The organism is Arthrobacter sp. 179 (assembly GCF_052379645.1).
GTDB lineage: Bacteria > Actinomycetota > Actinomycetes > Actinomycetales > Micrococcaceae > Arthrobacter_H.
In genome coordinates, this window is the sequence record NZ_JBQSYU010000018.1 from 37,577 (window position 1) to 62,548 (window position 24,972).

At 68.4% G+C, this 24,972-nt stretch carries 24 protein-coding genes; 3 read left to right on the forward strand and 21 right to left on the reverse strand.

The features are described 5' to 3' along the window. Nucleotides 1–17: 17 nt before the first annotated feature. Nucleotides 18–899 carry an alpha/beta fold hydrolase gene (locus ACT3UE_RS11460; RefSeq protein WP_444554910.1) on the forward strand — a complete coding sequence of 294 codons (882 nt, stop codon included), beginning with the start codon at nt 18–20 and terminating at the stop codon, nt 897–899. Here the strand turns inward: ACT3UE_RS11460 and ACT3UE_RS11465 are convergent. From ACT3UE_RS11465 to pyrR, 13 genes are all read right to left on the reverse strand, one after another. Continuing rightward, complete coding sequence (locus tag ACT3UE_RS11465; protein WP_444554909.1) at nt 896–2,953, reverse strand: primosomal protein N'; 2,058 nt, start codon at nt 2,951–2,953, stop codon at nt 896–898. The two genes, ACT3UE_RS11460 and ACT3UE_RS11465, sit on opposite strands and share 4 nt — an antisense overlap. Before the next feature lie 9 nt (nt 2,954–2,962). Then, nucleotides 2,963–4,168 (reverse strand): methionine adenosyltransferase, encoded by a 1,206-nt coding sequence (gene metK, locus ACT3UE_RS11470; RefSeq protein ID WP_444554908.1) that lies wholly within the window; start codon nt 4,166–4,168, stop codon nt 2,963–2,965. Nucleotides 4,169–4,177: 9 nt separating this feature from the next. After that, complete coding sequence (gene coaBC, locus ACT3UE_RS11475) at nt 4,178–5,449, reverse strand: bifunctional phosphopantothenoylcysteine decarboxylase/phosphopantothenate--cysteine ligase CoaBC (protein WP_444566739.1); 1,272 nt, start codon at nt 5,447–5,449, stop codon at nt 4,178–4,180. A 9-nt stretch (nt 5,450–5,458) separates the two neighbouring features. Further along, on the reverse strand, nt 5,459–5,725 hold the full coding sequence (gene rpoZ, locus ACT3UE_RS11480) for a DNA-directed RNA polymerase subunit omega (RefSeq protein ID WP_444554906.1): 267 nt from the start codon (nt 5,723–5,725) through the stop codon (nt 5,459–5,461). A gap of 48 nt (nt 5,726–5,773) precedes the next feature. Continuing rightward, complete coding sequence (gene gmk / locus ACT3UE_RS11485; RefSeq protein WP_444554905.1) at nt 5,774–6,352, reverse strand: guanylate kinase; 579 nt, start codon at nt 6,350–6,352, stop codon at nt 5,774–5,776. Nucleotides 6,353–6,363: 11 nt separating this feature from the next. After that, nucleotides 6,364–6,699 carry an integration host factor, actinobacterial type gene (gene mihF, locus ACT3UE_RS11490; protein WP_444554904.1) on the reverse strand — a complete coding sequence of 112 codons (336 nt, stop codon included), beginning with the start codon at nt 6,697–6,699 and terminating at the stop codon, nt 6,364–6,366. A 119-nt stretch (nt 6,700–6,818) separates the two neighbouring features. Further along, nucleotides 6,819–7,667: an orotidine-5'-phosphate decarboxylase gene (gene pyrF, locus ACT3UE_RS11495; RefSeq protein ID WP_444566740.1), complete on the reverse strand. Its 849-nt coding sequence runs from the start codon at nt 7,665–7,667 to the stop codon at nt 6,819–6,821. A gap of 3 nt (nt 7,668–7,670) precedes the next feature. After that, entirely contained in the window at nt 7,671–10,970 is a 3,300-nt protein-coding gene (gene carB, locus ACT3UE_RS11500) for a carbamoyl-phosphate synthase large subunit (RefSeq protein WP_444566741.1), read from the reverse strand. Next, nucleotides 10,970–12,157 carry a glutamine-hydrolyzing carbamoyl-phosphate synthase small subunit gene (gene carA, locus ACT3UE_RS11505; protein ID WP_444566742.1) on the reverse strand — a complete coding sequence of 396 codons (1,188 nt, stop codon included), beginning with the start codon at nt 12,155–12,157 and terminating at the stop codon, nt 10,970–10,972. Before carA ends, carB begins: the two co-directional genes overlap by 1 nt. Next, nucleotides 12,154–12,699, reverse strand: a complete 546-nt coding sequence (locus ACT3UE_RS11510) for a PH-like domain-containing protein (protein WP_444566743.1) — start codon at nt 12,697–12,699, stop codon at nt 12,154–12,156. The genes carA and ACT3UE_RS11510 overlap by 4 nt, the downstream gene beginning before the upstream one ends. Next, nucleotides 12,696–14,030 (reverse strand): dihydroorotase, encoded by a 1,335-nt coding sequence (locus ACT3UE_RS11515; protein WP_444566744.1) that lies wholly within the window; start codon nt 14,028–14,030, stop codon nt 12,696–12,698. The genes ACT3UE_RS11510 and ACT3UE_RS11515 overlap by 4 nt, the downstream gene beginning before the upstream one ends. Nucleotides 14,031–14,044: 14 nt before the next feature. Next, complete coding sequence (locus tag ACT3UE_RS11520; protein ID WP_444561383.1) at nt 14,045–15,025, reverse strand: aspartate carbamoyltransferase catalytic subunit; 981 nt, start codon at nt 15,023–15,025, stop codon at nt 14,045–14,047. Next, the gene (pyrR, locus tag ACT3UE_RS11525; RefSeq protein WP_444566745.1) at nt 15,022–15,627 is read right to left on the reverse strand and encodes a bifunctional pyr operon transcriptional regulator/uracil phosphoribosyltransferase PyrR; all 606 of its coding nucleotides are present in this window, start codon (nt 15,625–15,627) and stop codon (nt 15,022–15,024) included. Before pyrR ends, ACT3UE_RS11520 begins: the two co-directional genes overlap by 4 nt. A 239-nt stretch (nt 15,628–15,866) precedes the next feature. On the opposite strand from pyrR, the gene ACT3UE_RS11530 reads away from it, so the two are divergent. Continuing rightward, complete coding sequence (locus ACT3UE_RS11530) at nt 15,867–16,604, forward strand: SDR family NAD(P)-dependent oxidoreductase (RefSeq protein ID WP_444566746.1); 738 nt, start codon at nt 15,867–15,869, stop codon at nt 16,602–16,604. A gap of 118 nt (nt 16,605–16,722) precedes the next feature. After that, nucleotides 16,723–17,952 carry a PrsW family intramembrane metalloprotease gene (locus ACT3UE_RS11535; RefSeq protein ID WP_444566747.1) on the forward strand — a complete coding sequence of 410 codons (1,230 nt, stop codon included), beginning with the start codon at nt 16,723–16,725 and terminating at the stop codon, nt 17,950–17,952. 97 nt (nt 17,953–18,049) lie between these two features. On the opposite strand, the gene nusB is transcribed toward ACT3UE_RS11535, so the two are convergent. The 8 genes from nusB to mltG all read right to left on the reverse strand — a co-directional run bounded on the left by nusB (nt 18,050) and on the right by mltG (nt 24,969). Next, entirely contained in the window at nt 18,050–18,460 is a 411-nt protein-coding gene (gene nusB / locus ACT3UE_RS11540) for a transcription antitermination factor NusB (RefSeq protein WP_444566748.1), read from the reverse strand. After that, the gene (gene efp / locus ACT3UE_RS11545; RefSeq protein ID WP_444566749.1) at nt 18,460–19,020 is read right to left on the reverse strand and encodes an elongation factor P; all 561 of its coding nucleotides are present in this window, start codon (nt 19,018–19,020) and stop codon (nt 18,460–18,462) included. Before efp ends, nusB begins: the two co-directional genes overlap by 1 nt. 98 nt (nt 19,021–19,118) lie before the next feature. Beyond that, a complete protein-coding gene (locus ACT3UE_RS11550; RefSeq protein WP_443381849.1) occupies nt 19,119–19,622 on the reverse strand; it encodes a DUF6584 family protein in 504 nt (167 codons plus the stop codon). Then, nucleotides 19,619–20,710 (reverse strand): 3-dehydroquinate synthase, encoded by a 1,092-nt coding sequence (gene aroB, locus ACT3UE_RS11555; RefSeq protein ID WP_444555523.1) that lies wholly within the window; start codon nt 20,708–20,710, stop codon nt 19,619–19,621. Before aroB ends, ACT3UE_RS11550 begins: the two co-directional genes overlap by 4 nt. Further along, nucleotides 20,707–21,240 carry a shikimate kinase gene (locus ACT3UE_RS11560; protein ID WP_444555524.1) on the reverse strand — a complete coding sequence of 178 codons (534 nt, stop codon included), beginning with the start codon at nt 21,238–21,240 and terminating at the stop codon, nt 20,707–20,709. The genes aroB and ACT3UE_RS11560 overlap by 4 nt, the downstream gene beginning before the upstream one ends. Then, entirely contained in the window at nt 21,240–22,439 is a 1,200-nt protein-coding gene (gene aroC, locus ACT3UE_RS11565; protein ID WP_444555525.1) for a chorismate synthase, read from the reverse strand. The genes ACT3UE_RS11560 and aroC overlap by 1 nt, the downstream gene beginning before the upstream one ends. Before the next feature lie 26 nt (nt 22,440–22,465). Beyond that, on the reverse strand, nt 22,466–23,332 hold the full coding sequence (locus tag ACT3UE_RS11570) for a shikimate dehydrogenase family protein (protein WP_444555526.1): 867 nt from the start codon (nt 23,330–23,332) through the stop codon (nt 22,466–22,468). Next, nucleotides 23,329–24,969 (reverse strand): endolytic transglycosylase MltG, encoded by a 1,641-nt coding sequence (gene mltG / locus ACT3UE_RS11575; protein ID WP_444555527.1) that lies wholly within the window; start codon nt 24,967–24,969, stop codon nt 23,329–23,331. Before mltG ends, ACT3UE_RS11570 begins: the two co-directional genes overlap by 4 nt. Nucleotides 24,970–24,972 lie beyond the last annotated feature (3 nt).

Below are 24,972 nucleotides of genomic sequence, written 5' to 3' on the forward strand. Positions count from 1 at the left end.
GCCGATAGGCTCATCCCATGGACATCCCTTCCGACTACCGCGCCCCCTGGGTCACCCGCCACCGACACCTGGGCTCGGACCTGGCGGTCAGGACCTACCCCTCCCGGGGCCCCTCGCAGGGGATCATCCTGGCGATCCATGGGTTCCGTGGGGACCACCACGGACTGGACCTGCTGGTGCGCAACCTTCCCGGCTACACCGTCATCGTTCCCGACCTGCCCGGGTTCGGTGATTCCACGGCCTACCCCGACGCCCGCCACGACGCGGCCACCCAGGCGGGGGTCATCGAAACCGTGCGCGCCGAGCTGGGGATCCCGGCCTCGGCCGTCCTGCTGGGGCACTCCTTCGGAACGATCGTCGCCTCCCGCTACCTGGCCGAACATCCCGGCAGGTTCGCCTCGCTGGTGCTGATCAACCCCATCTGCGAACCGGCGCTGGAGGGCAGCCAGGCCGTCTTCTCCCGGGTCGCGGCCGGCTACTACGCCGCCGGTCGGATGTTGCCCGAACGCCTGGGCCTGGCGGTGCTGCGCAACCGGCTGATCGTCGATGTCATGTCGGCCGCGATGGGCACCTCCGGGGATCCGCGGACCCAGGCCTATGTGGTGGACCAGCACCGGCGCTATTTCAGCCGCTTCGCCACCCGGGCCAGCCTGCAGGAGGCCTTCGCCTCCTCGATCACCGATACGGTCCGTGACGTCGCCGCCGAGGTGGAGGAGCCGACCCTGCTGATCGTCGGCGCCCTCGACGACCTCGGCTCCATCGAGGGGCAGTATTCCTTGGCGGCCAGGTTCCCGCAGGCCAGGGTCGAGGTCATCGCCGGGGTGGGGCACCTGATCCACTACGAACGCCCGCGGACCGCGGCCAGGATGATCACCGGTTTCCTGACCGGCAAGAACTAGAGCAGGCCCTGCGGGTCGACGCGTACCGCGACCACCGGATCGCGGTTGGCCGAGGACCTGGCCTTGACCCGGCGCAGTTCAGCGCAGAGCGGTCCGCCCTGGCCGTAGGAGAAGAACAGCAGCCACCGGTGGACCCCGTCCTCTTCGATCACCGGTCCGGTGAGCCTGACCGATTCGGGAAGCTCGAGTGCTTCGGCAAAGGCGTCGGCCGCCAGGGCGGGACCCGAGAGGGAGGCCGTGCGCACCGCGGGGGGCAGCTCCAGTTCACGCCGCAGGTTCAGCTCGCGTTCGGCATAGCCGGCGGCATCCCAGCGCACCAGGGCGCGGACCGGATCGGACTCCCCCGCCGCGATGACCACCACGCCACCATCCCGTGATGACCTGCCCAGGGAGGCGGCCGCGAGCCAGCGGTGGAGCACTTCCTCCCCGGTGCGCAGTTCATCGCGGGCGAGCATGCGGTCCCCGTCCAACAGCAGCACCGCGGCGTAGCCGCCCTCGGCCACCGGCTCGGCCCCCGGGGTGGCGACCACCAGCGACGGGGATCCCGGGACACGACGGCGGGGCAGGCCGCCGGTGGCGCTGACGACCGGGACCTTGGGGAAGGCCCGGCCCAGTTCCTCCGCCGTGCGGTCGGCCCCGATGGCCGCGGCCCGCAGACGCCGCCCCCCACAGGTGGGGCAGGTCCAGTTCGGGGCCTGTTCCCCGCACCACCGGCAGCCGGGGACGGCGGAGGAATGATCCAGACCCAGAGGGCCGGAACAGGCGGGGCACCGCACCGGTTCGCGGCAGCGTTCACAGCGCACGGCCGGCAGGAAGCCGGTCCGGGCCACCTGTACCAGCACCGGACCGTGCTCCAGCGCCTTCGACGCCGTCGACCAGGCCAGCTTCGGCAGCCGGGCGGCATGCAGGACCGGGTCACGTTCCTGCTCGAAGGAATCGGAGCTGGCCACCACCCGGGGCGCCTGGGCCCGCAACAGGGCCCGCGGGGCCGTCAGTTCGGCGGCCCACCCGGTCAACACGAGGCGCTGGGCCTCGGCGCTGCGCGAGGTCCCGGCCATCAGCAGGGCGCAGCCGGCCAGTTGGCACCGCAGCAGCAGGGTTTCGCGGGCGTGCTGGTAGGGGGCCCGTGGTTCGGCGTGGCTGGAATCCTGGTCCTCCCACAGCACCACCAGTCCCAGGTCGTGGACCGGGGCGTAGGCCGCCGACCGGGTCCCCACCGCCACCGATGCCTGGCCGCGGGAGATCCGCAGGAATTCCCGGTAGCGCGGGGTGGCCCCGTCCTCGGCGCTGAGCCGGGCGACGACCGCCGGGCCCAGCAGGGCGGTCAAGGTCTCGGCGGCCCGATCCAGGTCGCGGGCATCGGGGACGACGACCAGGGCCCCCCGCCCCGAATCCAGGCAGGCTCCCACCGCTTCGCCGAGCAGGGCAGGCCAGCCCCCCGGCTGGTTGGGCATCACGCTGAGCACGGCCCGGGGGGCGCCGCCGCCGGCCAGCGACTCCAGGAACCCTGCTCCACCGTCGTACTCCGGCACCGACGACGGCGTCACGCGCGGGCCCTCGTCGGTGGGGGCCGCCGGGAGTGCGGCCCGTGGGGCATCGGAGGCGTCGGCGGCACTGGTCTCGGTTTCGACGCGGGCCATCCGCGGGGGGATGGCGGAGCGGACGACATCGGGAAGGGTTCCGGCGTAGCGGTCCGCGACGGCCCGGCATAGCCGCAGGACCTCGGGGCGCAGGACGACCTCGTCGGAGACGATCTTCCCCAGTGGCTGCAAGCTCACCCCGGGGTCGGTTTCGGCCAGTCGTTCCACGAGATATCCGGTCAGTTCCTGCCCGCCGAAACGGGCCCGGATGCGTACCCCGGGGATGGCCCGGGCCTCCAGTTCCGCGGGCACCAGGTAGTCGTAGAGCCGGTCCAGATGCGGGACCTGGGTGTCGAGCAGGACCCGGGCCACGGGCAGCGAGGCCGCCGGGGTGACCCCGGTGGGCAGGGGCCGGCGCACGTCGAAGCCCTGCAGCAGCGTGGGCTGCTCGGGCTCTGCGGCTGACCGGTCCACGAGGCCCTCCTAGAGGTTGAAGTAGTGGCGCAGCGCCTCGACGCGGTTGGTCTGCTCCCAGGTGAAGCCCGGTTCCTCGCGGCCGAAGTGGCCGTGGGCGGCGGTGCGCTGATAGACGGGACGCTTCAGATCCAGATCCTCGATGATCCCCAGCGGGCGCAGATCGAAGACCTCCTCGATGGCGCTGGCGATCTTCAGCGGATCCACGGTTTCGGTGCCGAAGGTCTCCACGTACAGCCCCACGGGCCGGGCCACGCCGATGGCGTAGGCGACCTGGATTTCCGCGCGGCGGGCCAGCCCGGCGGCCACCACGTTCTTGGCGATCCACCGCATCGCGTAGGCGGCCGAACGGTCGACCTTGGAGGGGTCCTTGCCGGAGAAGGCCCCGCCGCCGTGCCGGGCGAAGCCGCCGTAGGTATCGACGATGATCTTGCGTCCGGTCAGCCCGGCATCGCCGACCGGGCCACCGATGATGAATGGGCCGGAGGGGTTGAGGATGATCCGGGTGTTGGAGATGTCCAGATCGGTTCCGGCCAGCACCGGGCGCACCACCAGTTCGTGCAGATCGGTGCGCAGCGCCTCGAGTTCGAGTTCGCGGGCATGCTGGGAGGAGACGACGATGGTCTCCACCGAGACCGGGACGTCCCCGTCGTAGCCGATGGTGACCTGGGTCTTGCCGTCGGGACGCAGAAGCGGCTGGGCCCCGGTCTTGCGGACCTCGGTGAGTTTTTCGGATAGCCGTTGGGCCAGCCAGATGGGGGTGGGCATCAACACGGGGGTCTCGTCGGAGGCATAGCCGAACATGATGCCCTGGTCCCCGGCGCCCTGGGCGTCCCGGGGATCCTGGCCGGTGCCTTCGCGTTGTTCCCAGGAGTTGAACACGCCGTCGGCGATCTCCTGGGATTGCTGGCCGATGGAGACCGAGACGCCGCAGCGGGCCCCGTCGAATCCGTTGGCCGAGGAGTCGTAGCCGATGTCCAGGATGGTCTTGCGCACCAGATGCGGGATCTCGACGTATCCGGCCGTGGTGACTTCACCGGCGACGTGCACCAGACCGGTGGTGACCAGCGTTTCCACGGCGACGCGGGAATTCGGGTCCTGGGCGAGCATCTCATCGAGGATGGCATCGCTGATCTGGTCGCAGATCTTGTCTGGGTGGCCTTCAGTGACGGATTCGGAACTGAACAGGCGCAGGGAGGGGTTCTGGGAAGTCACCCGATCACTCTACCGGTTCAGGAGGGTCCCCACCGTCGCGATGAGTCCGCGGGCCACCTCGTCCTTGCTCCCGTCGATCCGGGTGGGTTCGGCGCCGTCGGAGGCCAGGATGGTGACCGTGTTGTCTTCGGTGCCGAAGCCCAACGTGGCGGAGACCTCATTGACGACCAGCAGGTCACAGCCCTTGCGCACGAGTTTGGCGTGGCCGTATTCCAGCACGGAGTTTTCGGTGTCGCCGGTTTCGGCGGCGAAGCCGACGATCAGGGCCGGGCCCTCCTCGGGATGGTCCCGGCGGTGTTCGACCAGTGAGGCCAGGATGTCGGGGTTGCGCACCAGCGTCAGGCCGGGGGCCCCGTCCTCGCCGGTCTTCTTGATCTTGGTGCCGGCGTAGTCGGCGGGACGGAAATCGGCGACGGCGGCGGCCATGATGACCGCATCGGCCCCCTGGCAGGCCTCGCTGACGGCGTCCCGTAGTTCCAGCGCGGTGGAGGCGGTGGTCAGCTCGACGCCGGCGGGGACCTCGGTCTCCAGATGGGCGGCGACCAGTCGCACGGTGGCGCCGGCGGCCAGGGCGGCCCGGGCGATGGCCGTACCTTGCCTGCCGGAGGAGCGGTTGCCCAGGAAGCGGACGGGGTCCAATGGTTCCCGGGTGCCCCCGGCGGTGACGACGACGGTGCGGCCCGCCAGGGGTCCCTCCCCCGTCGTCGGCTCCTCCATGGGGGTCCGTGGGCCCGTGGCCCCGGAGGGGATCAGGAAACGTTGGGCGACGTCGAAGATCTGCGACGCCTCGGGCAGGCGTCCGGCACCGGTGTCCTTGCCGGTCAAACGGCCCACGGCGGGGTCGATGACGGTGATCCCGCGCGAACGCAGGGTGGCGACATTGGTGGTGGTGGCGGGGTTCTCCCACATCCCGGTGTGCATGGCCGGGGCCACCACGATCGGGGCGGTGGAGGCCAGCACCGTATTGGTCAGCAGGTCGTTGGCCATCCCGGCGGCCAGGCGGGCCAGCAGATCGGCCGTCGCCGGGGCGATGACGATCAGATCGGCGTCCTGGCCGAGGAGGACATGGTTCACGTCCTCCACGGCCTCGAACACACTGGTGCGCACCGGGCGCCCCGAGAGGGCCTCCCACGTGGCCTTGCCGACGAACCGGAGCGAGGCTTCGGTGGGGACGACGTCGACCCGGTGGCCCGATTCCGTGAACAGGCGCAGCAGCCCCGCCACCTTATAGGCGGCGATCCCGCCGCCTACTCCGAGGACGATGCGCTGCTGGGCCTTCACGGGGTGGCGCTACTGCGCGTCGTCGGCGTCGAGCGGCTTGACCTGCAGCAGGCCCTCGTTGATTTCGCGCAGGGCGATGGAGAGCGGCTTTTCGTTCAACTGGGTGTCGACCAGCGGGCCGACGTACTCGAAGAGGCCCTCATGCAGCTGCGAGTAGTAGGCGTTGATCTGGCGGGCCCGCTTGGCCGAGTTGATCACCAAGGCGTACTTGGAATCCGTGGTGGTCAGCAGCTCGTCGATCGGCGGATTGATGATGCCTTCGGTGTTCGTAGACACGAAGCCTCCAAATTCTGTGTGGTGTTCGTCGGTGCCGGTCGGCCCCGACTACCGCTGGTGCGGAGTCAGGCCCATCTGGGAAACCAGCTCGTCGGCTGCACGCCGAATATCGTCGTTCACGATGGTGACGTCGAATTCGGATTCGGCAGCGAGTTCCAGTTTAGCGGTATCGAGCCGTCTTTGCTGTTCCTCCTCCGATTCGGTGCCGCGTCCGATGAGCCGGCGGACCAGTTCCTCCCAGCTGGGCGGGGCCAGGAACACGAATTTCGCCTCCGGCAACGACTCCTTCACCTGGCGGGCACCCTGCAGGTCTATCTCCAACAGGACCCGGCGTCCGGCGGCCACGGCTTCGGCGACCTTGGTGCGGATCGTCCCGTAGCGGTTGCGTCCGTGGACCACCGCCCATTCGAGCATGTCCCCGGCCCCGACCAGTTCGTCGAAGGCGTCCGGGCCCACGAAGAAATAGTGGATTCCATCCTGCTCCCCCGGCCGGGGGTCGCGTGTCGTCGCCGAAACGGAGAGCCACACCTCCGGGTAGTGGTCACGGATGTAGGTGGAAACGGTCCCCTTGCCCACTGCTGTGGGGCCGGCGAGGACGGTGACTGGCGGGTGGCTGGAAGCCGGCATGGTGTCCTTTGTTACTTTTTTGCGTGTGGCGGCGTGTCGTCGAAGTGGGACCGCAGCGCCGCCTGCTGTTTACGTCCCAGGCCGCGCAACCGGCGATTCGCCGAGATGCCGATGCGTTCCATCAGCGCCGCGGCCCTGACCGAACCGATCCCGGGAACCGACTCCAACAGATCCGCAACGCGGAGGCGTCCGACCGCCTCATCGCTGCGGGCCAGCTCGAGCAGCTCCGCAATGGGCAACTCGCCGCGGCCGAAGCTGTTCTTCACCTCGGCTCGGCGGGTCCGCGAGACCAGGGCCTTGGCCCTCGCCTTCGCACGGTCTTCCTCCGATAATGACTTCAAAACCATAGCGTAATCCCCTGCCGACTAGGAATCGGTCGTCACCGGGAACCGAACGTGCCTAGTGACGATGTGATCCGAACCTAGCGAACCCTGGGACCAGGCGCAATGGTCGCAGGCCTGCCGACTCAACCGCGCAAGGAGTCCTGGACGTCGATGGCGGCCCTGCGCAGCGTCGCGATATCGGGTCCATGGCGCAGGATGTCGCGGCTGGAGGTGGGCACCAGTTGGTCCCAGACCGCGCCGAACACCGCCCGCAAATCCTCCGGCGTGGCTCCTTGTGCCCCCAGCCCCGGGGCCAGGATCGGGGCCTGGCTGGCCGCCAGATCGATCCCCAGTTCCTCCAGGGCCGGGCCGACGGTCGCCCCGATCACCAACCCGGTGGAGCCCAGCTGCGTCCCCTGGTTCTCCCGGGCCGTGGCCTCGACGATCCCCCGCGCCACCGAGGCGGCCCCGCCGACATGCTGGACGCTGGCCCCCTCGGGGTTGGAGGTCAGCGCCAGGACGAAGACCCCGCGGCCGCTGGCGGCGGCGGCCTCCAGGGCCGGACGCAGCGACCCGAACCCCAGATAGGGGCTCAGCGTCACCGCATCAGCGGCCAGGGGGGACCCATCGCGCAGCCAGGCGTCCGCATAGGCGGCCATGGTGGAGCCGATATCCCCGCGTTTGGCATCGGCCAGGGACAGCAGCCCGGCCTGCGAACATGCAGCCAGGGTCCGTTCCAGGGCGGCCATTCCGGCCGACCCGTGGCGTTCGAACAGGGCGACCTGGGGTTTGACCATGGCGACTTCTCCGGCCAGGGCCTCCACCACCGAGAGGGCAAATCGTTCCACCCCGGCCGCATCGTCGGTCAACGCCCAGTCGGCCAGCAACCCCGGATGCGGGTCGATCCCCACGCAGAGCGGACCGTGCACGGCCATGGCCCGGGCCAGCCGGGAGCCGAAAGGCTCCCGGCCGGCGTCGTGCGGTGCACTCACGGCTCAGGCCCCCTGGCGGGAGTCGTTGAGCCGTTCGGCGTGCTCCTGCAGGGAGGTGACCGACCATTCGAACTGGCGCATCGCCTGGATCGCCTGGATGGCCGCCCCGAAGGAGGCCACCGTGGTGATCACCGGGGTGCCGACCGAGGTCGCGGCCGCCCGGATCTCGTACCCGTCTCCGCGGGCATCGCCTCCCGAGGGGGTGTTCAGGATCATGTCGATCTTGCCGTCGGTGATCAGATCCGCGATCGTGGCTTCCCCGTCCTCGGTGCCTTCGCGGACCTTGCGGACCACGGTGGCGGTGATGCCGTTGCGGCGCAGGACCTCGGCGGTCCCGCCGGTGGAGACGATCTCGAAGCCCAGATCGGCCAGGTGCTTCACCGGCAGCACGATGGAGCGCTTATCCCGGTTGGCCACCGAGACGAAGACCCGTCCGTGGGTGGGCAACGGCGAATTCGCGGCCGCCTGGCTCTTGGCGAAGGCGGTATCGAAGTACTTGTCGATGCCCATGACCTCGCCGGTGGAGCGCATTTCCGGGCCCAGCAGCGAGTCGACGACCCGGCCTTCGGGGGTGCGGAAGCGGGCGAAGGGCAGTACGGCCTCCTTCACCGAAACCGGGGCGTCGTCGGGAAGATGCGATCCGTCGCCGCTGGCCGGCAGCAGGTGGTGGACCTCGCGCAGGTGCTTGATCGAGACCCCCGTCCCGATCAGGGCGGCCCCCTTGGCCAACTGCACCCCGGTGGCCTTGGAGACGAACGGCACCGTGCGGGAGGCCCGTGGGTTGGCTTCGATGACGTAGAGGACGTCGGAGGCCAGGGCGAACTGGATGTTGATCAGCCCCCGGACCCCCACCCCGCGGGCGATGGCCAGCGTGGCTTCGGCCACCCGGGCCTGGACCTCGGTGCCCAGGGTGATCGGGGGCAGCACGCAGGCGGAGTCACCGGAGTGGATGCCGGCCTCCTCCACGTGTTCCATGATGCCGCCCACGTAGATGTCGGTGCCGTCGTAGAGGGCGTCGACATCGATTTCGATGGCATCCTCCAGGAAACGGTCCACCAGCACCGGGTGGTCGATGGTGATCTCGGTGGCGTGTTCGATGTAGCGGGCGAGGTTCGGCTCGTCGTAGACGATTTCCATGCCGCGGCCGCCCAGCACGTAGGAGGGCCTGACCAGGACCGGGTAGCCGATCTCGTCGGCGATGCGCTTGGCATCCTCGAAGGAGACTGCGGTGCCGTTCTTCGGGGCGATGAGCCCTCCGGCGTCCAGGACCTGCTGGAAGGCACCCCGGTGTTCGGCCAGGTCGATCGCCTCCGGCGAGGTGCCCAGGATCGGGACCCCGGCGTCGGCCAGTTCCTGGGCCAGCTTCAGCGGGGTCTGCCCGCCGAGCTGGACGAAGACGCCCAGCACCCCGCCGGTCGCCTCCTCGGCGTGGATGACCTCCAGCACGTCCTCCAGGGTCAGCGGCTCGAAGTACAGCCGCGTGGAGACGTCGTAGTCGGTGGAGACCGTTTCGGGGTTGCAGTTGATCATGACCGTCTCGTGTCCGGCCTCCCGCAACGCCATGGTGGCGTGGACGCAGGAGTAGTCGAACTCGATTCCCTGGCCGATCCGGTTCGGTCCCGAGCCCAGGATGATGATCGAGGGCTTCTCATGCACCTCGACCTCGGACTCCTCGTCGTAGGAGGAGTAGTGGTACGGGGTGTAGGCGGCGAATTCGGCAGCACAGGTATCGACCGTCTTATAGACGGGGCGCACGCCCAGGGCATGACGCACCCCGCGTACCACTGCCTCGGGGGTGTGGGTCAGCGCGCCGATCTGCTCATCGGAGAAACCGTGGCGTTTGGCCAGACGCAGCACGTCCTCGGTGAGGGAGCCCGCCTCCCGGATCCGTTCGGCGATCTCGTTGATGAGCACCAGCTGGTCCAGGTACCAGGGGTCGATCCCGGTGGCCTCGTAGGTCTCCTCGATGCTCGCCCCGCCCAGCAGTGCCTGCTGGACCATGGCCAGCCGGCCGGTGGTGCCGACCCGGCTGCGTTCGAGCAGGCCGGGCACGTCCATCGCGTTCGGTGTGGTGAACTGCAGCTGGGCGTCGCGCTGTTCCAGCGAACGCAGCGCCTTCTGCAGGGCCTCGGTGAAGTTGCGGCCGATGGCCATGGCCTCCCCGACGGACTTCATGGTGGTGGTCAGGGTCGGATCCGCCGCCGGGAACTTCTCGAAGGCGAACCGCGGGACCTTCACCACGACGTAGTCCAGCGCCGGTTCGAAGCTGGCCGGGGTCTTGCGGGTGATGTCGTTGGGGATCTCGTCCAGGGTGTAGCCCAGGGAGAGCTTGGTGGCGATCTTGGCGATCGCGAAACCGGTGGCCTTCGAGGCCAGCGCGGAGGAACGGGAGACGCGCGGGTTCATTTCGATGACGACCACCCGGCCGGTGTCGGGTTCGATCGCGAACTGGATGTTGCAGCCGCCGGTGTCCACCCCGACCTCGCGGATGACCGCGATCGAGATGGTGCGCAGCTTCTGGTATTCGCGATCGGTCAACGTCATGGCCGGGGCGACGGTGATGGAGTCACCGGTGTGCACCCCCACGGGGTCGAAGTTCTCGATGGAGCAGACGACCACGACGTTGTCGTTCGCGTCGCGCATCATTTCCAGCTCGTATTCCTTCCAGCCCAGGATGGACTCCTCCAGGAGCACCTCGGAGGTCGGGGAGTACTGGATGCCGGCCCCGGCGATGCGGCGCAGGTCCTGCGCGTTGTAGGCCATCCCCGAGCCGAGCCCGCCCATGGTGAAGGAGGGGCGGACGACGACGGGGTAGTTCAGTTCCTCCACGGCGGCGAAGGCCTCGTCCATGGAGTGCACGATGATCGACTTCGCGGATTCGGCCCCGCAGCGTTCGACGACGCCCTTGAACTTCTCGCGGTCCTCGCCGAGTTCGATGGCTTCGATGTTCGCGCCGATCAGTTCCACGTTATGGCGCTGCAGCGCCCCCGATTTGTCCAGGGCGATGGCCGTGTTCAGTGCGGTCTGTCCGCCCAGGGTCGGCAGGATAGCGTCGGGGCGTTCCTTGGCGATGATCTTCTCCACCACCTCGGGGGTGATGGGTTCGATGTAGGTCGCGTCGGCGAACTCCGGGTCGGTCATGATGGTGGCCGGGTTCGAGTTCACCAGGATGACCCGCAGGCCCTCCTCGCGCAGCACACGCAGCGCCTGCGTTCCCGAATAGTCGAATTCGGCGGCCTGTCCGATGACGATCGGGCCCGACCCGATGACCAGGACTGACTTGAGGTCTTCGCGCTTGGGCATTAGTTCTCTTCCTTGGAGTTCGTGGACTGGTCGCCGTGGGCGGCCATCATGTCGAAAAAGCGGTCAAAGAGGTAGGCGGAATCGTGGGGACCGGCGGCTGCCTCGGGGTGGTATTGGACGGAGAAGGCAGGAACGTCCAGGCAGTGCAGCCCTTCGACGACGTCGTCGTTCAGCGAGACGTGGGAGACCTCCACCCGCCCGAACTTCTGCTCGGGGGCCTGGAAGGCACCCCCGCGGGGGGCGTCGACGGCGAAGCCGTGGTTCTGGCTGGTGATCTCCACCTTCCCGGTGGACAGGTCCATGACCGGCTGGTTGATCCCGCGGTGCCCGTAGCGCAGCTTATAGGTGCCGAAGCCCAGGGCCCGGCCCAGGATCTGGTTGCCGAAGCAGATGCCGAAGTACGGGATCCGCGCCTCGAGCACCCGGCGCAGGGTGGCCACCTGGGCGGTGGCGGTGGCCGGGTCGCCGGGGCCGTTGGAGATGAACACGCCGTCGGGCTCCAGCGCGGTGAGGTCCTCGAACGTGCTGGTTGCCGGGACCACGTGCACCCGCAGTCCGCGCTCGGCCAAGCGCTCCGGCGTGGTGGATTTGATGCCCAGGTCGATGGCGGCAATGGTGAAGCGCGGTTCGCCCTGCCAGCCGTAGTCGGCCGGTTCCACCGTGTAGGCGGTTTTCACGCTGACCTCCTCGGCCAGTTGGGAGCCCTCCATCGATTCCTGCGCGGCGACCCGGGCGACGAGCTCGGCGTCGGGGGCCACGGCGTCGTCCCCGGAGAAGATCCCGGCCTTCATGGCCCCGCGTTCACGCAGGTGGCGGGTGATGGCCCGGGTGTCCACGCCCTGGATGCCCACGATGCCCTGACGGACCAGTTCCTCGTCCAGTGTCCCTTCGGAGCGCCAGTTGGAGGGACGGCGGGCCGCGTCGCGGACGACGTAGCCGGCGGCCCAGATGCGATCGGATTCGTTGTCCTGGACGTTGATGCCCGTGTTGCCGATATGCGGGGCCGTCTGGACGATCAGCTGGCGGGCATAGGAGGGATCGGTGAGGGTCTCCTGGTAGCCGGTCATGCCGGTGGTGAAGACCGCCTCTCCCAGGGTGGTGCCACCGGCTCCATAGGACTGGCCGCGGAAGATCCGGCCGTCCTCCAGGACCAGTACTGCCGGCTCGGGGGTGGTGTTGACGCTCATGGCTTGTCCTTCTTCGGTGCGGTGCGGTCGGGGTTGGGCGCTGCGGCGCCGGTTGCGGGGATGAGGGATTCGGCTGCTGCCACCAGAGGGGCCATGTCCTCGGCCCGTCGCGGTCGGAAACCGGTATCGAGGTGGTGTTCCCCCAATTGCCAGCCCAGGACCAGCAGGCCACCGGCTTCGACGTACTTGCCGGCCATGCCGGATTCCCGGCGCACCGATTCCAGGTCGGCGGCGGGGATGAACACATCGGGGGCCCCGGTGCGGGAGAACAGCACGCCATCGGTGTGCACGGAGAGTTCGGCATTGGACTTCATGCCCAGGCCGTGGACGCTGATGCGGTCCAACCAGTCCCCCGCCGTCGTCGTGCTCACGTATTGGCCCACGGCTTCCACCAGGGGCGCGCCCAGGGTGTCGGGGGTCGGGGCCGGGGCGGCGACGTCGGACTGGCGTCCCTGGCGATGACGCCAACCCACGCGCATCAGGATGATGACCACGGCGGCGATGACGACGATGCCGATGAGGTACGGGGTGTATTCGCTCATGCGCGGGCTCCGGTGTAGGGACGGGGGGTGGCCAGGGCGCCGTCGAGGACCGTGGGGTGACCGTGGAAGAACGTGGCCCTGACCGAGCCGGGCAGTTCCATGCCGGCGAACGGCGAGTTCCTGCCCTTGGTGGACATCACGGACGGGTCCACCGTCCAGCGGGCCGCGGGATCCACCAGGATCAGGTTGGCCGGTTCCCCGGCGGCCAACGGACGGCCCTGGTCGGTGAGCCGGCCGATGAGCGCCGGCGTGGTCGAGGTGATGCGGGCGACCCCTTCCCAGCTCATCAGGCCCGTGTCGACCAGGGTGTGCTGGACGACCGAGAGCGCTGTTTCCAGCCCGGTCATCCCCATGGCGGCCTGCGCCCATTCGCAGTCCTTGGCTTCGGAGGGGTGCGGGGCGTGGTCGGTGCCGATGATGTCGATGGTCCCGTCGGCCAGGCCGGCGCGCAGGGCCATGACATCGGCTTCGCGGCGCAGCGGCGGATTGACCTTGTAGACGGGGTCGTAGCTGCGCACCATTTCGTCGGTGAGCAGCAGGTGGTGCGGGGTGGCTTCGGCGGTGACGTTGATGCCGAGGGATTTGGCCCAGCGGATGATCTCCACCGAGCCCGCGGTGGAGACATGGCAGACATGCAGCCGCGAGCCGACATGCTGGGCCAGCAGGACGTCCCGGGCGATGATCGATTCCTCGGCCACCGCCGGCCAGCCGGTCAGCCCCAGGACGGCGGAGACCTCGCCTTCGTTCATCTGGGCGCCCTCGGTCAACCGGGGTTCCTGGGCGTGCTGGGCGATGACCCCGTCGAAGGCCTTCACGTATTCCAGCGCCCGACGCATCAGCACCGGGTCCCAGACGCAGATCCCGTCGTCGGAGAAGACCCGGACCCGGGCCCGGGAGTCGGCCATCGCGCCGATCTCGGAGAGGCGCTCCCCGGCCAGGCCGACAGTCACTGCGCCGACGGGTCGGACGTCGACCCAGCCGCTGCGCTGTCCCAGGTTGTGGACTTGTTCCACGACGCCTGCGGTATCGGCCACGGGGGTGGAATTGGCCATGGCATGCACGGCGGTGAATCCGCCGCGGGCCGCGGCCCGGGTCCCGGTTTCGACGGTTTCGGCGTCTTCTCGTCCGGGCTCGCGCAGGTGGGTGTGCAGGTCGACCAGACCCGGCAGGGCGATCAGCCCGGCGGCCTCGATGACTTCTGCGGTGGCCGCTGCTTCATGGGTTCGTGCGTCGGGGCCGACGGCGGCGATGAGGCCGTCGACCAGCAGCAGATCGGTCTCCTCGGCCCCGCCGAGGGTGGCCCCGCGGATGAGGTAGGTGGTGGTGCTCATGTGTTTCTCGATTCTCAGAGGGAGCCCGGTTGCTGTGGGTCCGCGGACAGCAGGAGGTACAAGACGGCCATGCGCACGGCGACGCCGTTGCTGACCTGTTCCAGCACAGTGGAGCGGGGGGAATCCGCGGCGGCCGAGGAGATTTCCAGCCCACGGTTCATCGGCCCGGGGTGCAGGATGATCGTCTCGCGGCCGGGCTGGGTGTCCAATGCGGCCAGCCGAGCGTCGTCGAAACCCCAGATCCGCGAATATTCGCGGGTGCTGGGGAAGAAGGAGGCATGTTGGCGTTCGGCCTGCAGGCGCAGCATCATCACCGCATCCGCCCCTTCGGCCAGGGTGGCGTCGAGGTCGTAGCTGATGGTGCACGGCCAGGCGGCCGCGCCGACCGGCAACAGGGTCGGCGGGGCGACCAGGGTGACTTCGGCTCCCAGGGTGCGCAGCAGCCACAGGTTCGAGCGGGCGACCCGGGAGTGCAGGATGTCCCCGACGATGACCACGCGCATGCCCGTCAGGTCCGAGCCGGTGGAGTCCACGCCCTGGACCTGCGCCCAGTGGTTGCGCAGCGTGAAGGCATCCAGCAGGGCCTGGGTGGGGTGTTCGTGGGTGCCGTCCCCGGCATTGACCACCGGGGCGTCGATCCAGCCGGCGGCGGCCAGCCTGGCCGGGGCCCCGGAGGACCCGTGGCGGATGACGACCCCGTCGGCGCCGATCGCCTTGAGCGTCTGGGCGGTGTCCTTCAACGATTCGCCCTTGGACACCGAGGAGCCCTTGGCGGAGAAGTTGATGACATCGGCGGAGAGGCGTTTGGCGGCGGCCTCGAAGGAGATGCGGGTGCGGGTGGAGTCCTCGAAGAACAGGTTCACCACGGTGCGCCCGCGCAGGGCCGGGAGCTTCTTGACCTCGCGGGTTCCCACGGCGGCCATGTCCTCGGCGATGTCCAGGATCCGGATGGCATCGGTGCGCGCCAGATCGGCGGTGGAGAGCAGATGCCTCATGCGCGGGACTCGATGACGACGTCGTTCACTGGTTCGCCGTGGTCGGTGTCCAGTTCGCCGAGGCGGACCCGCACCTTTTCGGAGGAGGCGGTCGGCAGGTTCTTGCCGACGTGGTCGGCCCGGATCGGCAGTTCGCGGTGGCCCCGGTCGACCAGCACTGCCAGCCTCACGATACGCGGTCGTCCCAGGTCGGAGAGGGCGTCCAGGGCCGCGCGGATGGTCCGCCCGGAGTAGAGCACGTCGTCGACGAGGACCACGACCTTGCCGTCGATCCCCCCGGCGGGCAGCTTGGTGGGCAGCGGGGTGCGGGTGGTGGAATGACGCAGGTCGTCCCGGTACATGGTGATGTCCAGCTGACCGGTGATCGCTGCGGGATCGGTGCCCGGTTCGGCCCGGGCGATGCGCTGGGCGAGCCGTTGCGCCAGCGGGAAGCCGCGGGTGGGGATGCCCATCAGGACCAGGTCCTCGGTGCCCTTATTGGCTTCGATGATTTCATGCGCGATGCGGGTGAGCACACGCGAGATGTCGGCTTCTGAAAGTACTGTGCGAACGCTGGTGGGACCGGTGGACCCGGTCTCATCGGTGGCGCCGTTGGTTTCCAAGATGCCGCCTCCTTCCCCGCCTCACTGGACGGAATTTAAAGGGTGACTGCCCGCTCAAAATTACCACAGGACGTCGGCGTTCCCACTCGCCGGTGACCCGGGTAGGGGTATGTGACCCGAGGCCTTGCTCACGTCCCCCGGCGGCGGACCGCTGGTTCTTCATCAAGATGCTGGCCTTTATGGACCTTTCGACCGAGGATGGCCTGAAGATGCGCAGACCATCAGGGAGATGAACGGACATGAAACTGAAAGACCAGGCCGCGATCGTCACGGGTGCCGCCAGCGGGATCGGCCGGGCCACGGCGCGGCGGCTGGCAGCGGACGGTGCGAAGCTGATCCTCGTCGACTACAACGAGGAAATGCTCCACGAAACGCTGGAACTGGTCAAGGCACAGGGGGCCGAAGCCCATGCCGTCGTCGCGGACGTCTCCGACTCCGGCGCCGTGCACGGGTACGTCCAAGCCGCGATCGAGAATTTTGGGCGGGTCGACCTGTTCCACAATAATGCCGGAATCTTGCAGGTCCCCGGCCCGCTCCACGAGTCCAGCATCGAGGACTTCGACCAGATCGTTGCGGTGAACCTGCGCGGGGCCTTCATGGGAATGAAATACGTATTGGAGCAGATGATGCTCCAGGGCTCGGGCTCCATCGTCAATACCGCATCACATGCGGCCATCCGGGCCGAACCGTCGATGGGGATGTACGCCGCCACCAAACACGCGCTGGCGGGGCTGACGGTCACGGCGGCCAGTGAATACGGCCGTCATGGATTGCGCATCAATGCCGTGTGCCCCGGCGGAGTGAAGACCGCCATGACAGCAGGCATCCCTGAATCAGCGGATCTGACAGGCTTCGGGCCCATGCAGCGGATGGCCGAGCCGGAGGAGATCGCAGCCACGGTGGCCTTCCTGCTCTCGGACGAGGCCTCCTACATCAACGGCGTCCTCCTGCCGGTGGATGGTGGCCTGGCCGTGTAGGACCCCGGTGGGTCGTTGCGGCCTCCCGCGCCCAGGGTCGGTCGGGGAAGCCGCAGGGTCTCCGTAGCCGGCAGCCACGATCGACGAATCCATCCGTCGAATGGATATGCTGGAAACCATGAACGTCTACCCTCCCCGGGAACCGCACCTCCACGGAGTGGATCCGGCGGCCCCCTCGACCCCTGCCTGGCCCCACCACGAGCCGGCCCAAAACCTGTTCCACCCCACCCGGCTCCCGGCGGTGAAACCGCCGCGACGCTACAGCCCGGGGCTGGTGATCGTCCTGGTGCTCAGTGGGCTGATCCTGCTCGGGGTCGCCCTCTGGCTGGGACTGGTACTGGGCGCCGGAACCCTGTTCGTCGTGGGGCTGCTGGCCCTGTTCCCGCTCGGCATCTGCCTGGCGGGCCTGGCCTGGGTGGACCGGTGGGATCCCGAACCCAAGCTGATCCTGATCAGCGCATTCGTCTGGGGCGCCGGGGTCTCCGTCGCCGGGTCCTTGATCTTCGGGGCAGCCTTCGAACGGGCCTTCGCGTCACTGGCCGCGGTCACCGGGCCCGATCTGTTCGGCGCGGTGGTGCAGGCCCCGGTGGTCGAAGAGACCATGAAGGGCCTGGGGGTGCTGCTGATCTTCTTCGTCGCCCGGAGGAACTTCGATGGACCGGTGGACGGGATCGTCTACGGGGGCACGATTGCCGCCGGCTTCGCGTTCACCGAAAACATCCTCTACTTCTCCGACGCCTTCGCCGGAGCCGGGGCGGGAGCGGTGCAGGTGTTCGTGTTGCGTGGGCTCTTCTCCCCCTTCGCCCACGTGATGTTCACCGCGTGGACCGGATTCGCCCTGGGCCTGGCCGTCCAACGCGGGGCCCGTCGCTACTGGCCCTTCTACTTCCTGGCCGGGCTGATCCCGGCGATGCTCGGTCACTTCCTCTGGAACGGCGGGGTGGGGCTGATCTTCCACAACTTCTGGACGTTCTACGTGCTGCTGCAGGTCCCGTTGTTCATCTGCGCCATCGTGGCGGTGATCCTGCTGCGCCGGGCCGAACGCCGGCTGGTGGCCCAACGGCTGACCGATTATGCCCAGGCCGGCTGGTTCAGCCCGGAGGAGGTCGAGATGTTCGCCACCCGCCGCGGACGCCGCCAGGCCAACGGCTGGGCTTCGGCCACCGGGCGGCGGAAGGCCATGCGCGGTTTCACCCGGACGGCCATGCGCCTGGCGGCCACCCGCAACCGCATCATTGCCGGCTCCCACCGGCAGAAGGCCCAACGCGACGAGGCCAGGCTGCTGGCGCTGATCCTTGATTACCGGCTGGCCTTGACCGGCACCCCGCAGGCCCCGGGCACCGCCTGAGACGATCCATGCACCAACGACGGCGGGTGCCGTCCCCATCTCGGGGACGGCACCCGCCGTCGTACGCTGTCTTCTTTCCGGGGAACCCCGGTGTCGGCTAGGCCAACAGGGTGTCCTTGAGCTGCTGGATGCGTCCGAGCAGGCCGTTGATGAACTCCGGGGAGTCATCGGTGGAGAAAAGCTTCGCCGTGGCGACGGCCTCGGCCACCGCGACGGCGTCGGGCACATCGTCGTTGTACAGCAGTTCCCAGGTCCCCAGACGCAGCAGGGTGCGGTCCACCGCGGGCATGCGCTCCAACGTCCAGCCCTTGGCATAGGTGCTCAGGATCTCGTCGATCCGCTCGCCCTGGGCCATGACCCCTTCAATCAGCGTCAGCGTGTACTCGTTGACCGTGATGTCGGTGGTCTCCCGGCGCAGACGCATGGCCTCCAACGGGGAGACCTGACGCTGTTCGGCCTCGAACAGGACGTCGAGCGCCCTGCGCCGGGCCTTGGTGCGGGCACTCACTAGTTGACACGTCCCAGGTAATCGCCGGTGCGGGTGTCGACCTTGACCATGGTGCCCTGCTCGAGGAAGAGCGGGACATGGATCTCGTAACCGGTTTCCACCGTGGCGGGCTTGTTGCCGGCCGAGGAGCGGTCGCCCTGCAGGCCCGGCTCGGTGTAGGTGATCTCGAGCGTGACCGACGGCGGCAGCTCCACGTAGAGCACCGTGCCCTCATGCAGGGCGATGGTGACCATCTGCGATTCGAGCATGAAGTTCGCGGCATCGCCGACGACCTTGCCCTCGACGGTGAGCTGGTCGTAGTCCTCGGTGTCCATGAAGACGTAGTCGGCGCCGTCCTGGTACAGGTACTGGTAATCGCGGCGGTCCACGTTCGCGGTCTCGATCTTCAGACCGGCGTTGAAGGTCTTGTCAACGGTCTTGCCGGAGAGCACATTGCGCATCTTGGTGCGGACGAAGGCCCCACCCTTGCCGGGCTTCACATGCTGGAATTCGGTGATCGTCCACAGCTGGCCGTCGATCTTCAGCACGGTGCCGTTCTTGATGTCGTTAGTGGTAGCCACGAATACTCTCTCTGTTGATTCCCGCTCCGCGGTCAGTGCCCGCCCGGTCACGGGCAGGACTGCGGGTCGGGTCGCATTGTCAAAAAACCATAGCCATTCTAACGTACGGGCGAGGCCTTGGCCTGCGCGGCCGCCAGCGACCGCCGCGAGATCTCGATCCTGAACTCCTCGTCCCCGGCCTCCACGCGCAGGTCCAGCGCCAGCTTGAAGCGGGTCACCGCGGCATGGAAATCCCCCACCGTGTAGTAGAGGACCCCCAGCTGCTGCTGCAGTACCGACTCGTGCGGCAGGTCCTTATACTCCTCGATGAGGTTCCGCAGCCGGTTGATGGCCCGTTGCGGGTCGCCGTTGGCGCGGACGACATCGGCGTCGACCACGCGCATCGGGAAGTTCTGTGGCTCCACGAGCCGGGTCTCGGTGACCAGTTCCGCCGCGTCGGCGACATCACCGCGGGCGACGAGGATCATGACCTTCTCCACCGGGTTGGCCGTGGCGTAGGCCTGCCGTGCGGCCTCCTCGTCGACGACCTCGGCGAGCAGGGTTTCGGGGTCGATGGCCAGGCCCGGGATCCCGGTGCGGATCCAGTTCTCTGCGGTACTCATTGGGCGATTTCCTGGTAGGCGGCGAACAACAGGGACGTATCGGGGACCTCGAGCATCCCCGGTTTGGCCAGCCCGTCCAGGACCACGAAACGCAGCAGGTCCCCGCGGGCCTTCTTATCCCGGCGCATCCCGTCGAGCAGGGACTGCCAGCGGTCGCGGCGGTAGGACACCGGCAGGCCCAGGGACTCGAGGATGTTCCGGTGCCGGTCCGCCAGCTCGTCGCTGATCCGGCCCATCGAACGGGCCAGTTCGGCGGCGAAGACCAGGCCGATGGACACCGCTGCCCCGTGGCGCATCTGGTAGCGCTCGGCCAATTCGATGGAGTGGGCCAGGGTGTGTCCGTAGTTCAGGAACTCGCGCTGGCCTGCTTCGCGCAGGTCGCTGGACACGATCCGTGCCTTCACGGCGATGGTCCGTTCGATGATCTCGCGTAGCTGCTCGGTTCCGGCGGTGGAGGCGGCCTTCGGATCGGCCTCGATGATCTCCAGGATGCGCGGATCGGCGATGAAACCGCATTTAACCGCCTCGGCCAGTCCGGTGATCAGCTCGTTCGGCGGCAGGGTGGCCAGGGCATCCAGATCGACCAGGACCCCCGCCGGCGGGTGGAAGGAGCCCACGAGGTTCTTGCCCTCGGCCGTGTTGATGCCGGTCTTGCCACCGACCGCGGCGTCGACCATGCCCAACAGCGAGGTCGGGACGTGGATGACCTTGAGCCCGCGGAGCCAGGTGGCGGCGACGAATCCGGCCAGATCGCTCACCGCTCCACCACCGACCGAGACGATGGCATCGGAGCGGGTGTAGTCGTTCTGGCCCAGGACCTTCCAGCAGAAGGACGCGACCTCGATGTGCTTGCCCTCTTCGGCGTCCGGGATCTCTGCGGTCATCGCCGTGAGACCGGCGGCCTCCAGATCGGATTTGACGGTGTCACCGGTGGTGCGCAGGGCCCGCGGGTGGATGATCAGGACTTTGCGGACCCGCTCCCCCAGCAGACCCGGCAGTTCCCCGAGCAATTGCTCTCCCACGACGACGTCGTAGTTGTCCTCAGGGGCCGTACCCGTCACGCTGATGCGGGTCGAAGCGCTGCTCATGTGGTGATGCCTCCAGATGTTGATGCATGACGCCGGTAGGCGCCCTCGATGTCTTCTGCCAACCGCGCGACGGATCCCGTGCGCGCGTCGATGGTCAGGCTGGCGCAAGCACGATACAGGGACTCGCGCTCCGCAAGGATATCGGCCCAGCGCCGGATCGGGTCCCCGTCGAGCAGGGGCCGACCCGAATCGGCCTCGATCCGCGGGCGGACCGTGGCCAGATCGGTGTGCAGGTAGACCGTGAAGGAGCCGGCCAACAGGTCGCGGTTCCCCGGGTCCAGGACCACGCCGCCGCCGGTGGCGATCACGGACGGTTCCTCCCGTGAGGCCGCCCGGGCCAGGGTGGTGCTCTCCACGGTGCGGAAGGCCGCCTCTCCCCTCTTGGCGAAGAGTCCCGCGATGCTGCCATGCCCGGCGGTGATCTCCTCGTCGGTGTCCACGAAGCGGTATCCCAACCGGTCGGCCAGGGCCCGGCCCACGACCGATTTACCGCTGGCCATGGGCCCGATCAGGAAGATGTCCTGCACCATCAGTGGCGGACCGATCCCAGGGAATCGGGGATGGAATCCAGGTAGGAATCCAGGTTCCGGCGGGTTTCGGTCAACGAGTCGCCCCCGAACTTCTCCAACACCGCCTGGGCCAGTACCAGGGCGACCATGGCTTCGGCGACGACCCCGGCCGCCGGGACGGCACAGACATCGGAACGCTGGTGGTGGGCGGTGGTCTCCTCGCCGGTGGCCGTGTCGATGGTGCGCAGGGCCCGGGGCACGGTGGCGATGGGCTTCATGGCGGCCCTGACGCGCAGCGGATCCCCGATGCTCATGCCGCCTTCGATGCCTCCGGCGCGGTTGGAGGAGCGGCCGATGGTGCCGTCCTCCTCACGGACGATCTCGTCGTGGGCTGCCGAGCCGCGGCGGGCGGCGGTGAGGAAGCCATCTCCGACCTCGACCCCCTTGATGGCCTGGATGCCCATCAGGGCGGCGGCCAGGCGGCCGTCGAGGCGACGGTCCCAATGGACGTAGGAGCCCAGACCGGGAGGCAGGTTGTAGGCGATGACCTCCACGATGCCGCCGAGGGTCTCGCCGTCCTTATGGGCTCCATCGACCTCGGAAACCATGGCGTCTGAGGTATCCCGATCGAAGCAGCGCAACGGGTCGGCGTCCAGGGCGACGACGTCCTCGGGAAGGGGCAGGGCGGCGGTTTCGGGAACCGAGACGCTGCCCACGGCCACGGTGTGGCTGATCAGTTCGATGCCCAGTCCGGCCAGCAGGCGTGATGCTGCGGTTCCCAAGGCGACCCGGGCCGCGGTTTCGCGGGCGCTGGCGCGCTCGAGCACGGGGCGGGCGTCATCGAAGTCGTATTTCTGCATGCCGGTGAAGTCGGCATGTCCCGGACGTGGCCGGGTCAAGGGCGCATTACGCGCCAGGGAGGCCAATTCGGCGTCGTCCACCGGGTCGGCGTTCATCACCTTTTCCCATTTGGGCCATTCGGTGTTCGCGACCTCGATGGCCACCGGCCCACCCTGGGTGAGTCCATGGCGGACCCCACCGACGAAACTGACCTGGTCCTTCTCGAACTTCATCCGGGCGCCGCGCCCGTAGCCGAGCCGGCGCCGGGCCAGGGCATCCTGGACGTCGGTCGTGGTCAGGGGCACACCGGCAGGCAGGCCCTCCAGGATTCCTACGAGTGCGGGTCCGTGTGATTCGCCCGCCGTCAACCATCGCAACATGATCTCCATCCTGCCATGCCCATGGCTCAGTTCCGGGGGTGGGGCAGCCCCACTGCGTCACACATCACATTTGTGACTTGGCCCCAGTCGGCTTCGGTGACCCCGCTGAACATCTTCACCTGTTCAACCGCTTGGTGCAGGAGCATGGACAGTCCCCCGATCACGGTCCCGCCGGCGGCTTCCCAGGCCGAGGCCAGGGCACTGGGCCAGGGGTCGTACGCCACGTCGAGCAGCGCGGTCCCCGGGCGCAGGGTGGGCAGGTCCAGATCCTGGATCAGCCCGTCCGCGGCATGCGGGGGCAAGGTGGAGACCACCGCGTCGTAGCCTTCCAACCGCCGGGCCGCCGTCGCCACGTCAATGGCCTCGGCGGTACAACCCAGTGTCGTGGCCAGTTCGAGGACTCCTGCGGCCCGGGACCCGTCACGGACGACGTAGTCCACGCTCTGCGCGCCCATGCTCCGCAGGGCTTCGGTGGCCGCGCTCGCGGTGCCTCCCGCCCCGAGGACGGCCACGGCCCCCACCCGGTAGGCGCCGGCGTCGCCCAGGGCGCGGACGATCCCGTCGACGTCGGTGTTCTCCCCGCGCAGGTGGACCCGTCCCTCGGCCCGGCCGACCACGATGGTGTTCAGCACCCCCAGCCGCTGGACGCGTTCGGAGATGCTGTCCATCAAGGGCACCATGGCCTGTTTCAGGGGCATGGTCACCGAGGCACCCGTCCATCCGGGTTCCGTGCGCATCCTGGCGGTCAGTTCCCGGGCCTGCCCTGTGCCGGCCTCCACCCGTTGGTAGTCGATCGGGACCCGGAGTCGGGCGTAGGCGGCCTGGTGCAGGGACGGGGACTTCGAATGGGCGATCGGCTGTCCGAAGACCGCGGCCCGGGCTGGGTGGCTCACTTGCAGATGTCCTCGTTGTCGGAGCACCAGTCCCTGAACTCCTGCTGGTAGACCTTGTGCTGCTCATAGGTCTTGGCGAACTTCGTTTCACCGGTCTCGGTATTGACGGTCACCCAGTAGTAGTAGTCGTTCTTCTCGGGGTGGATGGCCGCGTCGATGGCCTTGTCGCCGGGCGAACCGATGGGCGTGGGGGGAAGGCCCCGGTGCTGGTACGAGTTGTACTTATTGCTCTTGTCCGCCTTCTCCTCCTTGCTCAGCTGCAGGGTGTAGCGGTCCAGGCCGTAGATGACGCTGGAGTCGACCTGCAGGAGCCCGTCGGTCTCCTTGTTGTCAGGCTTCAGCCGGTTGTCCAGTGCCCCGGAGACGATCTTGTAGTCCTTCGGGCTGGCCTCGGCCTGCAGGATGCTGGCGATCTTCAGGGCGCGGTACTGCTTGGCCGGATCCGTGACGCCCTGGCTGGTGAGCTCCTTGGTGGTGGCATCGACCATCTCCTGGAGCATGTCCTCGGCGGTGGCATCGAGCGGGAACCGGTATTCGCCCGGATGCAGGTACCCTTCGAGGTTCTTCACCGGCTTCTTGAGCCCGAACTTCTCGGGCTGGTCATTGAGGTCCTCGAGGTCACCGAGGGAAACACCGGTGTCCTCGGAGATCTTCTCGAACACCGCCTTGGTCCTGACGTTCTGCTTCACCGCCACATAGCTGACCTTGTCCGCGGCCTCGCCGATCAGGATGTCCGCGGCGTCCTGGGCTGCCATCTTGTATTTGAGCTGGTACTCCCCCGGATGGATTTCCTTGTTCTCGGCATCCGAGTCCTGGACGGCCTCGAGGAAGATCTTGCGGTCGGACACGATGTCCTTCTCGGTCAGGTGTCCGCCGATGACCGAGGGACCCCAGCCGGGTTCGACGGTGAAGGTCACTTCGCCTTCCCCGGGGCCCGGGTAGTCCTCGGTGGTCCACATGCCCAGGATGTTCTGGAGCAGCAGCACGGTGATGGCCAGGATGATGGCGAAGATGCCGATCACGATGGCCATGATCACGTTCCGACGCTTTCGGCGTCGCTTGCGGACCCCCGGGGTCGATTGGCTTCCGTTGAGCAGGGATTCGGTGGGGCTCTCCTCCTCGGCCTCCGGCTCGGGGTCGGCGAGCAGGAGATCCTCGGCCGCGGGCGCCTCGGAGGGGGCCTGGGCCGCGAGGGGTCCGGGGGTGTGTTCGGTGCCCACGTCGTCGGAATCAACCGGCGGGTGCGCCTGGAGCAACTCGGCCTGATGGTGATCACGCACCGGAAGGTCCTCGGGCGCCGGGTCCTCGACGGGTCCGCCGTCCTCCGTCACGGGGTCAGGAGTTCCGCCATCCCCGGTGTCGGCCGTCATTGCCGCGGGTGCGGTGGGTTCGGTATCCACGGGTTCGGGTTCGGTCGGGTCGGGATCGGCTGGTGCGGCGGCGTGCTGGGCCGCCGCCGGATGGGCCGGCTCCTCCCCGGGTGCGTGTTCATCCCAGGGGGCGGTCGGTGCCGCGCGGCGACGGCCCGAACGTAGACGACGGAACGGCGCGGGCGCCTCGGGCACCCCGGTGCCGTCGGCGCGCTCCTGAGGACCCCCGGGTTCGACGCCGGGGCCCTCGGATTGCTGCTCGTTCATCCT

Bases quoted from the DNA above. Each gene is read 5' to 3' on its own strand.
- ACT3UE_RS11460 (WP_444554910.1), top strand. From the start codon at position 18: ATGGACATCCCTTCCGACTACCGCGCCCCCTGGGTCACCCGCCACCGA.
- gmk (WP_444554905.1), bottom strand. From the start codon at position 6,352: ATGCCGGCTTCCAGCCACCCGCCAGTCACCGTCCTCGCCGGCCCCACA.
- mihF (WP_444554904.1), bottom strand. From the start codon at position 6,699: ATGGTTTTGAAGTCATTATCGGAGGAAGACCGTGCGAAGGCGAGGGCC.
- carB (WP_444566741.1), bottom strand. From the start codon at position 10,970: ATGCCCAAGCGCGAAGACCTCAAGTCAGTCCTGGTCATCGGGTCGGGC.
- carA (WP_444566742.1), bottom strand. From the start codon at position 12,157: ATGAGCGTCAACACCACCCCCGAGCCGGCAGTACTGGTCCTGGAGGAC.
- ACT3UE_RS11510 (WP_444566743.1), bottom strand. From the start codon at position 12,699: ATGAGCGAATACACCCCGTACCTCATCGGCATCGTCGTCATCGCCGCC.
- ACT3UE_RS11515 (WP_444566744.1), bottom strand. From the start codon at position 14,030: ATGAGCACCACCACCTACCTCATCCGCGGGGCCACCCTCGGCGGGGCC.
- ACT3UE_RS11520 (WP_444561383.1), bottom strand. From the start codon at position 15,025: ATGAGGCATCTGCTCTCCACCGCCGATCTGGCGCGCACCGATGCCATC.
- ACT3UE_RS11530 (WP_444566746.1), top strand. From the start codon at position 15,867: ATGAAACTGAAAGACCAGGCCGCGATCGTCACGGGTGCCGCCAGCGGG.
- ACT3UE_RS11535 (WP_444566747.1), top strand. From the start codon at position 16,723: ATGAACGTCTACCCTCCCCGGGAACCGCACCTCCACGGAGTGGATCCG.
- ACT3UE_RS11550 (WP_443381849.1), bottom strand. From the start codon at position 19,622: ATGAGTACCGCAGAGAACTGGATCCGCACCGGGATCCCGGGCCTGGCC.
- aroB (WP_444555523.1), bottom strand. From the start codon at position 20,710: ATGAGCAGCGCTTCGACCCGCATCAGCGTGACGGGTACGGCCCCTGAG.
- ACT3UE_RS11560 (WP_444555524.1), bottom strand. From the start codon at position 21,240: ATGGTGCAGGACATCTTCCTGATCGGGCCCATGGCCAGCGGTAAATCG.
- aroC (WP_444555525.1), bottom strand. From the start codon at position 22,439: ATGTTGCGATGGTTGACGGCGGGCGAATCACACGGACCCGCACTCGTA.
- mltG (WP_444555527.1), bottom strand. From the start codon at position 24,969: ATGAACGAGCAGCAATCCGAGGGCCCCGGCGTCGAACCCGGGGGTCCT.